This window comes from Halovulum sp. GXIMD14794, assembly GCF_054457455.1.
Map to the genome: position 1 here is coordinate 86432 of NZ_JBTLNF010000002.1, position 13157 is coordinate 99588.

Genomic DNA, 13157 nt, shown 5'->3' on the forward strand with positions numbered 1-13157 from the left:
AGCTGTGGTGAAATGAGGGCGTTCGTTGGTCCACCGGGCGGCGGTGGGATGGTGGGCTGGAAGCCTGCACTACGGTTGCTTGTGATTCAGTTTGGCGGCTAGGTCTGCCATACATCAGCCAATATCCAAGCTATGCTGTCCCGTTGAATACATGAGTGCATTTAGAAATTTGGAGATTGAAGAAATGGATATCCAACCCGGCGACCGGGTGCTGGCCCGAATCCACTCGGCATCGAACGCAAGCAAACAGCAGTGCTACTTTTTAGGGTTTCTTGAAGGAATCGCTGCGAATAATCGGTTGGACGAAGCGGAAGTTGAGCCACTGGTGGCTGAGTGCCTTGGGTTTGCAGAGAACGTTCATGACGAAGATGCGCAGGAGATTTTGGTCGAACTCGGGCTTTCCTATTCGGATCGACCAGCAGAGGCTATCGAGCTACTACAATGCATCGTCGATGTGCGAGGCAGGTTGGTTGATCCAAACTGCGCGCGAAGTAGTTCGAACCGAACGTTGGGCTATCTTGCTGGCGTCGCTTGCGACGGCGCGATCAATTTCGCGGAAGCAAAAGGTCTGTTGGCCCGATTGGATAAAGCATCCGAGTTGAGCGACGACCCACGGGTTCGGGTCCTTCGTGACGTCTGCCGGGAAGCCGCCGAGGATGGAATCATCGACCCCGAGGAGTCACGAGAGATTTGCCATTGGATTTCGAAGTTGGTCGGGGATTCTCATGCGGATACGGGTTTATCAAGTTTCGGAGCCGTGCCGGTGATCGAAGATTTGGAACATGTCTCACTCGACACATTCGAGATGGGTCCGGTCACCGTTCTTACCGGCGAGTTCGATGCCGGACCACGCCGCCGGGTGGAAGCGCTACTCGCGGAACTCGGCGCTGTCATCGGGAAATCTGTGACACGCAAGACGGAAATGTTGCTTATCGGTGAAACGGCGGCCCGTGATTGGCGGCACGCTTCCATGGGGATCAAAATCGAGAAGGCGATACAGCTGCGTGGGGAAGGTAAAAGGCCACGGATCTACCGAGAAGCGCAGATCGCAAAATTCTTAAGGTAGATGTGGGTGGAGGTGAGGCCTAAGCCTCACCCCTGCAACGCCATCACCCCTAGTCCACCCTCGACCCGGTCCTTCATCGCCCGGGCTGCCGCGCGGGAGCCGGCGGCCGTCGTGTAGTACGGGATCTTGTCGTAGAGCGCGACGGCGCGGATTTCGCGGCTGTCCTCGATGGCCTGGGCGCCCTCGGTGGTGTTGAAGATCAGCTGCACGCCGCCGTCCTTCAGCCGGTCCACGATGTCCGGGCGGCCCTCGTAGACCTTGTTGATCACCTCGGCCTCGAGCCCCAGCGAGGTCAGCCATTTCGCGGTGCCGCGGGTCGCCAGGATGTGGAAGCCGAGCTCGGCGACGGTCTTGGCGGCCTCTTCCATCAGCGGGCCCTTGTCGGCGTCCTTGATCGAGACGAACACCGTGCCTTTCGACGGCAGGTCGCTGCCGGCGCCGAGCTGGGATTTCAGGAACGCCGCCGAGAAGGTGGTGTCGAGGCCCATGACCTCGCCGGTGGAGCGCATTTCCGGGCCCAGCAGCGTGTCGACGCCGGGGAAGCGGGCGAAGGGCAGCACCGCCTCTTTCACCGCGATCTTGCCGGTCAGGTCCGGATCGACCAGCGGGAAGGTCGACAGCTGCTCTCCGGCCATCACGCGGGCGGCGATGGCGGCGATGGGCGAGCCGGTGGCCTTGGCGACGAAGGGCACGGTGCGCGAGGCGCGCGGGTTGACCTCGATCACGTAGATCTGGCCGTCCTTGACCGCGAACTGCACGTTCATCAGGCCGACGACGTTGAGGCCGCGGGCCAGTTCCTCGGCCTGGCGCTTGAGTTCCTCGACCGTGGCCGCGTCCAGCGAGTAGGGCGGCAGAGAGCAGGCGCTGTCGCCCGAGTGCACGCCGGCTTCCTCGATATGTTCCATCACGCCCGCGACGTGGACGGTGGTGCCGTCGCTGATCGCGTCGACGTCGACCTCGACCGCGCCCGAGAGGTAGCTGTCGAGCAGCACCGGGCTGTCGCCCGAGACCACCACCGCGTCGCGGATGTAGCGTTCCAGGTGGTCCTGGTCGCGGACGATCTCCATCGCGCGGCCGCCCAGCACGTAGGACGGGCGGATCACCAGCGGGTAGCCGATCTCGGCGGCGCGGGCGCGGGCCTCGGCGTCGGTGCGGGCCAACGCGTTGCGGGGCTGGGCCAGTTCGAGTTTGTTCAGCAGTTGCTGGAAGCGCTCGCGGTCTTCGGCGAGGTCGATGGCGTCCGGCGTGGTGCCGAGGATCGGGATGCCCTCGGCCTCGAGCCCGCGCGCGAGTTTCAGCGGCGTCTGGCCGCCGTACTGGACGATGACCCCGGCGAGCGTGCCGGCGGACATTTCCTTGGCGAGGATCTCGAGCGTGTGCTCCAGCGTCAGCGGCTCGAAGTAGAGCCGGTCCGAGGTGTCGTAGTCGGTCGACACGGTCTCGGGGTTGCAGTTGACCATGATGGTCTCGTAGCCCGCCGCGGTCAGCGCGTAGCAGGCGTGGCAGCAGCAGTAGTCGAATTCGATCCCCTGGCCGATGCGGTTCGGGCCGCCGCCGAGGATGACGACCTTTTTCGCGTCGGTCGGGCGGGATTCGCATTCCACGAAGCCCTGCGCGTCGGCCTCGTAGGTGGAGTACATGTAGGGCGTTTGCGCCTCGAACTCGGCGGCGCATGTGTCGATGCGCTTGAACACCGCCCGGACGCCCAGGTTGGTGCGGGCGCGGCGGACCTGGTCCTCGTCGCGGCCGGTCAGCTTGGCGAGCCGCGCGTCGGTGAAGCCCATCATCTTGAGCTGGCGCAGGCCCTTCTCGTTCAGCGGCAGGCCGTCGCGGCGGATGCGGGCCTCGGCGGCGACGATCTCGCGGATGCGGGCCAGGAACCAGGGGTCGTAATGGGTGATCTCGTTGATCTCGACGTCCGAGAAACCGTGGCGCATGGCCTGGGCGATGATCCGGATCCGGTCGGGGGTCAGCAGCGCGAGCGCGCGGGTCACGGCCTTGTCGAGCGCCTGTTGCGCGGTCGCGTCCTGTCCGGTGGTGATCGCCATGCCGTCGGCGTCGGTATCGGGCTTCAGCGCCTCGGCGGGGGGCATGCCCTCGATCTCGATCTCGTCGAAGCCGGTGAGGCCCGTCTCCATGGAGGCGAGCGCCTTCTGGAAGGATTCGTGGATCGAGCGGCCGATGGCCATCGCCTCGCCCACGGATTTCATCGCGGTGGTCAGCTTCGGCTCGGCGCCGGGGAACTTCTCGAACGCGAAGCGCGGGATCTTGGTTACGACATAGTCGATCGACGGCTCGAACGACGCGGGCGTGACGCCGGTGATGTCGTTGTCGAGCTCGTCGAGCGTGTAGCCGACGGCCAGTTTCGCTGCGACCTTGGCGATCGGGAAGCCGGTGGCCTTCGACGCCAGCGCGGAAGATCGCGAGACGCGCGGGTTCATCTCGATCACGACCATGCGGCCGTCGGCGGGGTTCACCGCCCACTGCACGTTCGAGCCGCCGGTTTCGACGCCGATCTCGCGCAGCACGTTGATCGAGTGCGTGCGCATCAGCTGGTATTCCTTGTCGGTCAGCGTCAGCGCCGGGGCGACGGTGATCGAATCGCCGGTGTGCACGCCCATCGGGTCGACGTTCTCGATGGCGCAGACGATGATCGCGTTGTCCGCCTTGTCGCGGACGACCTCCATCTCGAATTCCTTCCAGCCGAGCAGCGATTCGTCGACGAGGATCTGCGCGACAGGCGAGGCGTCGAGGCCAGAGCGGCAGATCCGCTCGTAATCCTCGCGGTTGTAGGCGACACCGCCACCGGTGCCGCCCAGCGTGAAGGCGGGGCGGATGATCGCGGGCAGGCCGACCTCGTCGAGCGCGGCGACGGCGCGGCGCACGCCCTCGTTGATGTCGAAGCGGCCATCCTCGGTCTTGGGGGCCGAGATGATCGTGGCGCGCGGGTTCTCGATGCCGAGGCGGTCCATCGCCTCGCGGAACAGCTTGCGGTCCTCGGCCATCTCGATGGCCTCGCGCTTGGCGCCGATCAGCTCGACATTGAATTTCTCAAGGATGCCAAGGTCGTCCAGTTTCAGCGCGGTGTTGAGGCCGGTCTGGCCGCCCATCGTGGGCAGCAGCGCGTCGGGGCGCTCTTTCTCGATGATCTTGGCGACGAATTCCGGGGTGATCGGCTCGATATAGGTGGCATCGGCCAGTGCCGGATCGGTCATGATCGTCGCCGGGTTCGAGTTGACCAGGATCACCCGGTAGCCCTCTTCCTTGAGGGCCTTGCACGCCTGAGCGCCGGAATAGTCGAACTCGCAGGCCTGTCCGATGATGATGGGCCCTGCGCCGATGATCATGATGGAGCTGATATCGGTTCTTTTCGGCATGTCCGGTCCCGTTCCAAGCGTCGCGCAAAACTGCGCCGTGACTTACGGGCAGGGCGCGTTGGAAGCAAGGGGGCAGGGGCGCATCCGAGTTGATCTGGCGCAAGGTCCGTGGGCATTCTGGCAGCGAGGATCTGACGGCAGCACAGCGGAGGCATCATGCGACAGGCAGCGACGGTAGCGATTCTGACCTTTGGGGCCCTGATTCCGGGGGCAGGCGGCGCGGCAGCCGCCGATTTGGAGGCCGGGCGGGCACTGGCCGAAGCCTGGTGTTCGGCCTGTCATGCGGTCGGTCCGGATGCGGAGGTTGCCAGCGACGCGGCGCCCAGTTTCGTCGGCATGGCGACGGCGGAGCTTACCCCCGGCGAATTGCGGGCCCGGATCGCCGCGCCGCACCCGCCGATGCCGCAGATCGACCCCAGCGAGGCGCAGCTGGAAGATCTGGTCGCCTATATCGAAAGCCTGTCGGGCAGCTGATCAAGTGGCAGCAGCCGGGCGTCGAGCAGTGCCGCCGTGCGGTGGCCGGCGCCCGCCATGAGCGCCTCGTTGCGTGCATGGGCGAGGAAGGCGGCGACGGAGGCCTGGCGGACCAGCATCGCCGCGTCCCAGTGCTCACCTTCCGGGCCGATCAGCCAGGGACCGCCCGAGCCGAGGAACAGCAGCTCACCGCCGCTGGCGCGCAGGTGCGGCAGGGTGTGCTCGATGTAGCGGTCGAAGGCCTGCGCGCCAGAAATCGGGTGTTCCGGGGCCAATTCGGGCGTTTCCGCATAGTCGGCTGTTTCGCGGAACCTCAGCAGATTGAGCATGACGACCGGGCCCGGAATGGCGCGGGCCAGCGTCGCGACGGCGGCGGCCTGGGTCGGGGCGAGATGGCTCATCCGGATTGCGCGAGTTTCAGGGCATGGGCGCGGATGTCCTCGGGCCAGCTGTGCATCCGCTCCGCAAGGCCGCCGAGATCGCCTGCGAAGAGCGCGCGGGAGGCTTCCTCGAACTCGGGCAGGTCGCCTGCGATCGCCTGCATGAAGCCGTAGGCCGCGGCCTGCGCGCGCCGCGCGTCGGTACGGCCGTCATCGCTGCGGCGGGCCTGTTCGACGAGGCGGCGCAGGCTGGCCGAGGCGCCTCCGGGCTGTGCGGCCAGCCAGTCCCAGTGTCGGGGCAGCAGCGTCACCTCGCGCGCGACGACCCCCAGTTTCGGGCGCCCGCGGGTGCGCCTGGGCTGCGGGACCTCGGGAGGGGCGAGCCGGGCGCGGACCTCTTCGGGCGTGCCGCGAAGGTCGAGATCCAGCACGCGGCCGGTGCGGTCGTCGAAGACCAGCAACGCCTCGGGGCGGCTGAGCGCCACGGTTTCCGCCACCTCGGCCAACGGGCCGGAGGCAATACGGGTCATGCCGGCGAAGGCGGTGGCAGGCAGGGTGGGATCGTGCGTCATCGGATTCTCCGTTCTTCGCGACTTTTACCCGGGTGAAATAATGCTTGTCAATTATGCCCGGGTAATATTAATCCAAGCCCCGAAGGAGAACACGAATGCGCAAGGACGAGCGGAAGCGGGCGGTCGACGCCTGGAAGGAACGGAAACGACCGGCGGGGATCTATGCCCTGCGCTGCGGGTCTGAGGTCTGGGTCGGTGCGACGCCGGATCTGGACGCCGTCGAGAACCGCTTGCGGTTCACGCTGGAGATGGGAAGCCACCCGAACGCGGATGTGCGCGCCGCGCTTTTGGGCGAGGGCGCCGGAGCGTTCGCGGTCGAGCGGCTGGAGGTGCTGGACGAAGAGGTGCCCGCGGTCGCGCGGGATCGGGTGTTGAAGGAGCGGCGGTTGCACTGGTGCGACGCGTTGAGCGCCGCACCGCTCTAGAGAGGATCAGCCGCCGGGCGTGGTGTCGAGCACGCGGTCCGGGTCGCCGTCGCCATCCCCGGATCCACCGCCTCCGCCGCCGGCACCGCCTGTCTCGTTGTCATCGGGGCAGATCAGCGCGTGGGCGTCGGGATAGCCGGTGATGTTCTCGCCGGGTGCGAGCGGCACCACGGTGCGGAAGCGGGGCCGCGTGACCAGCCGGTTGGCCCAGTCGGTCTGCGCAAATCCGGTCCAGTCGGCCAGCGGCGTCCAGGTGGCGTAGACCTCGGTCAGGATCACGCTGTCGTTCTTGGACATCGGTGGGATGATGTGGCTCGGGATCGTCTCGTCGGTGAGGTAGTTCAGCCTAGGCTCGTCGTCGTCGTCCGGGTCAGCCATCGCGGCGGCGTAGGTGTCGTCGCCCAGCCAGGACCAGAGCACACGGTTCTCGGTGCCGTTGTAGCAGATGCTCGAGACGCGCATCCAGCCGTCCTCGATCCGCGGCGGCAGCAGGCGTTTGTGGGCAGAGAACAGGTCCTCGAAGTCCTGCAGGTAGACGTAAGGATCGGCGTCGTCCGCGGCCCAGCGGGACGAGATGTCCGACAGCGTGTAGGCGGTCTTGGCCGTCAGGCTGTTGGAGCGGAAGGCGTCGAACCAGACGAAACTGCCGACGAACCACAGCGAGAGCAGCGGGAAGGTGACGATGAACTCGATCGATGCGGCGCCGTCCTCGTCGTGCCAGCTGAGCATCTTGCGAAGGCGTTTCATGGTTCTGCCTCCTCAGACCGGTTCGTTCATGAAGGCGGTGTAGGTGATCATCCGGTGCGCCCCGGTGTCGTCCTTGGGCAGCATCAGGCCGAGGCCGAGGCCGGGCATGATCGGGTCCACCAGCGCGCAGGCGCGCAGGTACATGATGTCGCCGCGACCGCCGTTAGTGGCCTCGTAGACCGGTGCGACCGGGGCGTTGCGGTCGTGGCATTTCGCGTCGTTGTGAGGATAATCTGGCGGTGCGTTCAACTCAGCCACGGTTTCTACGACCAGTGTGTTGTTGCAGTCCGAGATCAGGCGAGCATATTCGCAGATCCGCGCCCGGATCGCGTCATGGTCGACCGGGGGCGGGATCCGGCCGAGGCGCAGATCGCGCACGGCGAGGTCCACGCCGCGGTCGAGGAGCATGTAACGGGTCATCAGGAAGCCGGACTCGATCACCGAGAAGACGATCGCGATGACCGCCGGGAAGATGATCACGAATTCGACCGTGGCGGCGCCCTTGCGGTCCCGGAAGAAGCGGCGGAGGTGTTTCAGCATCCCGGTGCGCCTCAGTTGATCAGCTTGAGATTCTTGATATCGGCTTCGATAAGCTTGAACACGGAACGCAGATCCGTGCCGCCGGCGGTGAAGTCGTAGCCGGGGCTTGCGCACTCGGTCAGGGCGCGTCGAGCCCGTGATTCCGCCGCAAAGCCGATCGTGTAGATGCGGACATTCTTCTCCTTCGCCTCGCGGCAGATCTCGTAGAGCCTCGCATCGGCGAGGCTGATCTGTTGGCCACTGTTGTTCTTGGTCAAGGGATTACGGTAGCTGGTGAAATCGCCGATCCCGTTGGGACATCTGGGAGCGCCACCGCTGTACTGACCGTTGTGGGCAGACCAGACGGGCTTCGTGTTGCTCGAACCAGAGGCATCGCATGCAGCATCGTTCTTTGATCCCTGGTTGGTTGCCCACCAGTCGAGCTTGTTAACGCCCTCAGGGGGCTTGTCGTCGTACCAAGGGTCCCCCACGCGATACTGGAGCGTATTCGCGCCGTCAGAAATCAGCACCACGACCTTGATGAGATTTGACGAGCCCGATGAACTCCAGTCGCGAGGCAAGTTCGCAAACTCGGCAGGTACCTGATTGCTGCTCGCCATCGCCGCAAACACCGGACGTGTGCCCGGATCGAGCATACTCACGCCCCACTTCATGCCTTGGTAGACCGCCGTCCAGTTCTCGTTGGTAAGCCCGTCGATGGCCTCGCCAATGGCCGTCTTGTCATTGGAGGCGGGCAGAATAGCGTTCTCGCTTGTCGAGCAGCCGTAGATCGTCTTGCCTAGCTTGGTGTAGACCTTGAAGTGCCGCGTCTGGTCATAGACGGTTGTCGGTGAGATCAAGGTGTCGTTGAAATCCTCGGGCTCGAAATCGATGCAATAGCTGCGATCATGCGCATCCGGGTTCAGCTCAGAATTGAACGTCCGATAGTGTGCGGCCATTGCCGGGCTGAGAGATACCTGATGGGAGTAAGGAACAAGCGAAACGCTGGTTTTCGATTTGTCGGGTGACGGGTCCGCATCGATCATCTGATTAACGAACCGCTTGGCTTCCCGCTTCAGGATCGTGATGCGCTGCCAGTTGACGTCCTCGTCATTTGAAGGGTCGTCGTCATTTTTGTCGTCTACGTAGGGCAGTGTGTTGTCGTACATCGAGCCGGAGATATCGAGAACGAGCGAAATCTCGATGTCATGGGCAACCTGAGTGGCGGAGGCGACCGCAGGCACCTTCATCCTGCTCAGACCCATGATCCGCAGGAAGAAAGTCTTCATCTCGTATTCGGCGGATGCCTCGATTTCCTTGCCGTTGAACGTCTGGGTCACATCGACTTCGATCTCGGGGACGATGGGGAAGCTACGCGACGCCATGTAAGACTTGACCAGCAATCCGTATTGCTCGTCGATCGTGTCCTCGTCATTCGTCAGGTTAGGGTCCGCGGCGATCTTCTCTTCGACGTATTCTTGCGACAATGCGGCCGCCGCCAGGACGCCGCGGTCGAGGGCGTTCTGCAGGTCGGCGCGGGCGGCCTCGTGGCGCATGAAATCGACGGCCATGCCCGAGGCCACGACCATCAACAGGAACAGCACGACGACGAAGGCGATGATCGAACCTTCCTCATCGTCGCGAAATGCCCGGATTTGGGCACTGCAATAGCTCTTCATGGCGGAACCCCTATCCCCCGACATCATCCGACAGCGCTGTACTGCGGCACCCCAAAAGAAGCGGCGGCCGGTGGCTACCAGATGACGTTATACCCAATACTCGTGCGGCCCCCCGACCGGCACGTCCATGCATATGGACTTGCTGTCGACGGAAACGATCCGAGCGAATTGAGGCAGGAATGTGGCGCGAGAACTTCGAGCGTGGAGCTCTACGGCATTCTATTCAGATATTACGCTTTTTGAATTCAATCGAAATATTGCTCTATCCCCTGAGTTTATGGGCACATATGGGTGCAGCAAGCGGCATATGTGCTACGTCAGGTTGACCGCATCACGTCGGGTAAGTTTGCGATTTGGCCCAGAAAAATATGGTCTAAACCACAGGTGTATTGCCCGATCCGGGTGATTTTCCCCTCGCCCGGGCGAATCGATTCGCTCGGGCGCACCCGCGCAACCGGTGTCAGGCGGCGCTTGCAACCGGTTGTGGCGAGATCTGGGCACGGGTGGCCTCGCGCTCCAGCAGCCGCTCCTTCTCGGGCTCCAGCCACCCGCGGCGGATCGGGATCCGATCCTGGTGCCGGGCCAGCAGCAGGTGGAAGACGAAGATCCGGTCGTGCCGGAAGCTGGCCTCGGAGGCGGCGAGGTAGATCTCCCACATCCGCAGGAAGCGCTCGTCGTAAAGTTCCAGCACCGCCTCGCGGTTGGCGAGGAAGTTCTCGCGCCAGATGCGGCAGGTCTCGGCGTAGTGCAGGGGCAGGATCTCGACGTCCTTGACCAGCAGGCCGGCGCGCTCGGCGGCGGGGATCACCTCGGAGAGCGCGGGGATGTAGCCGCCGGGGAAGATGTATTTCTCGCCGAAGGGCTGCGAGTAGAGCGCGGGCTTGGTGCGGCCCATGGAATGGATCAGCGCGGTGCCCTTCTTGTCCAGCAGCTCCGCCACCTTGTCGAAGAAGGTCTGCATCTGCGGCAGGCCGATATGCTCGAGCGCGCCGATCGAGACGACGTGGTCGTAGTGCCCGCGCGCGTGGCGGTAGTCCTGGATCAGGTAGGTGGCGTTGGCATTGCGGCTGCGCGCCCGGTCGCGGGCGACGCGGGCCTGCTCCTGGCTGAGGGTGACGCCGGTGACGATCTGCTCGCACACCTCGGCCAGGTAGAGCCCCATGCCGCCCCAGCCCGAGCCGAGGTCGATGCTGCGCTCGCCCGGTGAGGTCAGCAGCTTGCCGGCGATATGCCGCTGCTTGGCCAACTGCGCCGAGGCCAGGTCCTGGCCGTCATGCTCGAAATAGGCGCAGGAGTAGTTCATGTCCGGGTCGAGGAAGAGCCGGAACAGCCGCTCGTCGAGGTCGTAGTGATGCGCGATGTTGCGCCGTGCCGCCGAAAGGCCCGCGCGGCGGCGGACCGAGGCCCCGGCGCTTCGCCACAGGTGGTGCCCGACGGCCCCGGCGGTCAGCGCCCGCGGCGAGGCGTTGCGTTTGGTCAGTGAAATGAAGTCGTAGATCGTGCCGTGTTCGACGATCAGCCGGCCGTCCATGTACATCTCGCCGACGCCGAGCTGGGGGTCGTGCGCGACCTGCGCCATCGCGCGGCGGTCGGTGAAGCGCACGGCGCTGACCAGAGGCCCCTCGCCATAGGTTTCGCGGCGCCCTGACGGGTAGGCGACTTCGAGACGTCCCTCGCGCAGCAGCGACGAGAATAGGCGGTGAAGGGTGGTTTCCATCGGCGCGGCTCCTTGCTCGGGCGCGCCTGTTATCGGGGCTTGCCTGCGGCATGGCAACCCGTTCGGGGGCTGGTGTGGCGCGCGGGCCGCGTTATCCTGCCGACAGGCGTGGCAGGCGGTGCGAGGGCGGCGATGACGACGGTTGAAATGGCGGCGCCGCGATGGCGCCGGGTGCGGCTGGCGGTGGAGTTCGCGGCGCTGTTCGTCGGCGTCCCGCTGGCGCTTGCCTTCCTGCTGCCGCCGACGGCGATGTTCTCTGTGCTGGGCGTGATGACCGCGGTGGGCATATTGCTGCTCCACCGCACGCCCGGGTTTTCCTGGCATGAGCTGAAGCGCGGCCCGGTGCCCTGGCGGCCCGTCGCGCTGGCTCTGGCACTGACCGCTGCGGCGGGCGTGATCGGAACGCTGGTGTTGTTTCCGCACATGCTGTTCTTCCTGCCGCGGCAGAACACCGGGCTCTGGCTGATGATCCTCGCGCTCTACCCGCTGCTCTCGGCGCTCCCGCAGGAGCTGCTGTTCCGCCCGCTCTTCTTCCGCCGCTATGGCAGTCTGTTTCCGTCGGTGCACATCGCCGTCTGGGCGAACGCGCTGCTGTTCTCGGTGGCGCACCTGATGTACGCGCACCCGGTGGTGCTGGGGATGACTTTTGCGGGCGGCTGGATCTTCGGCTGGCTCTACGCGGTGCGCGGCAGTTTCGGCGCGGCGCTGCTGCTGCACGCGGTCGCGGGGCAGATCCTGTTCACCAGCGGGCTCGGCATCCTGTTCTATTCGGGCGCGGTCGGCCGCTGATCTCGTCTTGCGGAAAGGGCGAAGACGACCGCCAATAGCGTCAGAGTGAGAAAGCCCACCAGAGGATAGATGCCCGGGTTCGAGGCCGGCTTTGCGATGCCGGCGAAAAAGTTGGTTGAATGCGCGGCCAGTACGAGGACTGCAACGAGCGTTGCAGTCTTTCTGGGGAGCAGCAAGAACAGTCCGGGTAGCAGGCACAATGCTGGCGTGAAGTAGTGGGTCCAGGCCAGCGGCATCGCCAAGGATACCATTATGAAGAGCGCAGGAACGCCACCTTGCCGCCACCATTCCGGGGGCTGCCTGCGCGACAGGCGCGCAAGCAGCGCCAAACCGCCGGCGAGCATGGCCAGATCCATTGTACGGATCCAGCCGCGTCCAGGTATGAAGTTTGCTCTCGGCAGCGCCTCGCCTGTCATGATTGCTTGAAGATGGGCGAGCACACCGGGGAGCCCCAGGTTGTTCATCGCGATGGAAATCTTGCTCTGCAAATCGCCCAGAAGTGCCAAGAATGCCAGGTTCGCTTCCGTTCCGCCGACGGCGAGGCTAGCGCCAAGAAGTGCCGCCCCGATCAGAACCGCGGTACCTAGCGCGGTCCATTGTCCGCGCATAACAAAGATCACTGCGAAAAGTGCAGGGTAAACCTTCACAGACGCAGCAAGCGCAAACAACACCGCCGCGACGTGTGGTCGACCCGCTGTCGCCCGCTCCAATCCCAACAGGATGGCAAAGCTCAAGAGCGGTTGCGGCTGATTGTAGAAGAACGCCGAGCCACCAATCACGGTCAGCGGTACAACCAAGATCGCGCAGGCGATCCACGGCCAGAGTGGGGGCGGCCGGTCGAACAGCTTCCATGCAACCAGAGCACAGCCAAGGTGCGCGACAGTGTTCAGTCCCAGAAACAGCTGCGCGAAACCGACCGGGGAGAGCATTTTGGCGAGGGGTGATATCAGCCACGGCCATATTGGCGGATAGAGGAACGTGTGGGCATGTACGTCGATCCCCGAGGCTTGCTTTTCAGCGCGCCACCCATCTGATGCTCCGCCAGTACCTTGCCAGTAGACGTCCGCCCATTGCCCGCTATCGACCGACCGTCCGGCTATGTACAGGGAAGCCAAATCGGGCGAGATGCGCCCGCCGTAGGTCAACTGTATCCATAAGCCAAAGGCTGCGGACAGGCCTAGGCAGAGGGCCAGGTCGATGCGGGGTTGAGAAATGTTCAGAGCAGGGGTCATTTTTGTACGCACCATGTAGCCTTGCCCTTCGCTCGCGTGCAATTCCTCATCGCATTGAGGACCCGGTATTAATGGAAGCGTCGCCAAGCGTTAGTCCTTGGCCTCCCGCTTCCTCAAGCGTCCCTACCGGATGTCCCCAACCCGGGGCCCCACGGCGCTTGACAATCGGGGCGCAAGGCG

The 13157-nt window shown here is 64.6% G+C and carries 12 protein-coding genes; 4 read left to right on the forward strand and 8 right to left on the reverse strand.

From position 1 onward, the window contains the following. The first annotated feature begins 184 nt into the window (after positions 1-184). Positions 185-1066: a BRCT domain-containing protein gene (locus ACW9UR_RS01015; protein WP_458915032.1), complete on the forward strand. Its 882-nt coding sequence runs from the start codon at positions 185-187 to the stop codon at positions 1064-1066. Positions 1067-1092: 26 nt separating this feature from the next. On the opposite strand, the gene carB is transcribed toward ACW9UR_RS01015, so the two are convergent. Beyond that, the gene (carB, locus tag ACW9UR_RS01020) at positions 1093-4443 is read right to left on the reverse strand and encodes a carbamoyl-phosphate synthase large subunit (RefSeq protein ID WP_458915033.1); all 3351 of its coding nucleotides are present in this window, start codon (positions 4441-4443) and stop codon (positions 1093-1095) included. Positions 4444-4599: 156 nt separating this feature from the next. Between carB and ACW9UR_RS01025 the strand changes: the two genes are divergently transcribed. Beyond that, a complete protein-coding gene (locus tag ACW9UR_RS01025; protein ID WP_458915034.1) occupies positions 4600-4917 on the forward strand; it encodes a c-type cytochrome in 318 nt (105 codons plus the stop codon). Here ACW9UR_RS01025 and ACW9UR_RS01030 read toward each other — a convergent pair. Together ACW9UR_RS01030 and ACW9UR_RS01035 are read right to left on the reverse strand one after the other, a co-directional pair. Then, entirely contained in the window at positions 4890-5318 is a 429-nt protein-coding gene (locus tag ACW9UR_RS01030; RefSeq protein WP_458915035.1) for a hypothetical protein, read from the reverse strand. The genes ACW9UR_RS01025 and ACW9UR_RS01030 overlap by 28 nt on opposite strands. Next, entirely contained in the window at positions 5315-5869 is a 555-nt protein-coding gene (locus ACW9UR_RS01035) for a DUF2239 family protein (RefSeq protein WP_458915036.1), read from the reverse strand. Before ACW9UR_RS01035 ends, ACW9UR_RS01030 begins: the two co-directional genes overlap by 4 nt. 95 nt (positions 5870-5964) lie before the next feature. Here ACW9UR_RS01035 and ACW9UR_RS01040 point away from each other — a divergent pair, with 95 nt between their 5' ends. Beyond that, on the forward strand, positions 5965-6294 hold the full coding sequence (locus ACW9UR_RS01040; RefSeq protein WP_458915037.1) for a GIY-YIG nuclease family protein: 330 nt from the start codon (positions 5965-5967) through the stop codon (positions 6292-6294). Positions 6295-6300: 6 nt separating this feature from the next. Here the strand turns inward: ACW9UR_RS01040 and ACW9UR_RS01045 are convergent, their stop codons facing one another. The 4 genes from ACW9UR_RS01045 to ACW9UR_RS01060 all read right to left on the reverse strand — a co-directional run bounded on the left by ACW9UR_RS01045 (position 6301) and on the right by ACW9UR_RS01060 (position 10956). After that, a complete protein-coding gene (locus ACW9UR_RS01045; RefSeq protein WP_458915038.1) occupies positions 6301-7041 on the reverse strand; it encodes a TadE/TadG family type IV pilus assembly protein in 741 nt (246 codons plus the stop codon). A gap of 12 nt (positions 7042-7053) precedes the next feature. Beyond that, positions 7054-7581: a TadE/TadG family type IV pilus assembly protein gene (locus ACW9UR_RS01050; protein ID WP_458915039.1), complete on the reverse strand. Its 528-nt coding sequence runs from the start codon at positions 7579-7581 to the stop codon at positions 7054-7056. 11 nt (positions 7582-7592) lie between these two features. After that, complete coding sequence (locus ACW9UR_RS01055) at positions 7593-9239, reverse strand: Tad domain-containing protein (RefSeq protein ID WP_458915040.1); 1647 nt, start codon at positions 9237-9239, stop codon at positions 7593-7595. A gap of 460 nt (positions 9240-9699) precedes the next feature. Beyond that, the gene (locus ACW9UR_RS01060) at positions 9700-10956 is read right to left on the reverse strand and encodes a class I SAM-dependent methyltransferase (protein WP_458915041.1); all 1257 of its coding nucleotides are present in this window, start codon (positions 10954-10956) and stop codon (positions 9700-9702) included. 132 nt (positions 10957-11088) lie between these two features. On the opposite strand from ACW9UR_RS01060, the gene ACW9UR_RS01065 reads away from it, so the two are divergent. Further along, positions 11089-11745, forward strand: a complete 657-nt coding sequence (locus ACW9UR_RS01065; RefSeq protein WP_458915042.1) for a CPBP family intramembrane glutamic endopeptidase — start codon at positions 11089-11091, stop codon at positions 11743-11745. Here the strand turns inward: ACW9UR_RS01065 and ACW9UR_RS01070 are convergent. Further along, a complete protein-coding gene (locus ACW9UR_RS01070) occupies positions 11721-13064 on the reverse strand; it encodes a glycosyltransferase family 87 protein (protein WP_458915043.1) in 1344 nt (447 codons plus the stop codon). The genes ACW9UR_RS01065 and ACW9UR_RS01070 overlap by 25 nt on opposite strands. Positions 13065-13157: the final 93 nt, after the last annotated feature.

Excerpts from the sequence above, each read along its gene's own strand:
- ACW9UR_RS01030 (WP_458915035.1), bottom strand. The coding sequence starts at position 5,318 with ATGAGCCATCTCGCCCCGACCCAGGCCGCCGCCGTCGCGACGCTGGCC.
- ACW9UR_RS01050 (WP_458915039.1), bottom strand. The coding sequence starts at position 7,581 with ATGCTGAAACACCTCCGCCGCTTCTTCCGGGACCGCAAGGGCGCCGCC.
- carB (WP_458915033.1), bottom strand. The coding sequence starts at position 4,443 with ATGCCGAAAAGAACCGATATCAGCTCCATCATGATCATCGGCGCAGGG.
- ACW9UR_RS01065 (WP_458915042.1), top strand. The coding sequence starts at position 11,089 with ATGACGACGGTTGAAATGGCGGCGCCGCGATGGCGCCGGGTGCGGCTG.
- ACW9UR_RS01040 (WP_458915037.1), top strand. The coding sequence starts at position 5,965 with ATGCGCAAGGACGAGCGGAAGCGGGCGGTCGACGCCTGGAAGGAACGG.
- ACW9UR_RS01060 (WP_458915041.1), bottom strand. The coding sequence starts at position 10,956 with ATGGAAACCACCCTTCACCGCCTATTCTCGTCGCTGCTGCGCGAGGGA.
- ACW9UR_RS01015 (WP_458915032.1), top strand. The coding sequence starts at position 185 with ATGGATATCCAACCCGGCGACCGGGTGCTGGCCCGAATCCACTCGGCA.
- ACW9UR_RS01035 (WP_458915036.1), bottom strand. The coding sequence starts at position 5,869 with ATGACGCACGATCCCACCCTGCCTGCCACCGCCTTCGCCGGCATGACC.
- ACW9UR_RS01045 (WP_458915038.1), bottom strand. The coding sequence starts at position 7,041 with ATGAAACGCCTTCGCAAGATGCTCAGCTGGCACGACGAGGACGGCGCC.
- ACW9UR_RS01025 (WP_458915034.1), top strand. The coding sequence starts at position 4,600 with ATGCGACAGGCAGCGACGGTAGCGATTCTGACCTTTGGGGCCCTGATT.
- ACW9UR_RS01055 (WP_458915040.1), bottom strand. The coding sequence starts at position 9,239 with ATGAAGAGCTATTGCAGTGCCCAAATCCGGGCATTTCGCGACGATGAG.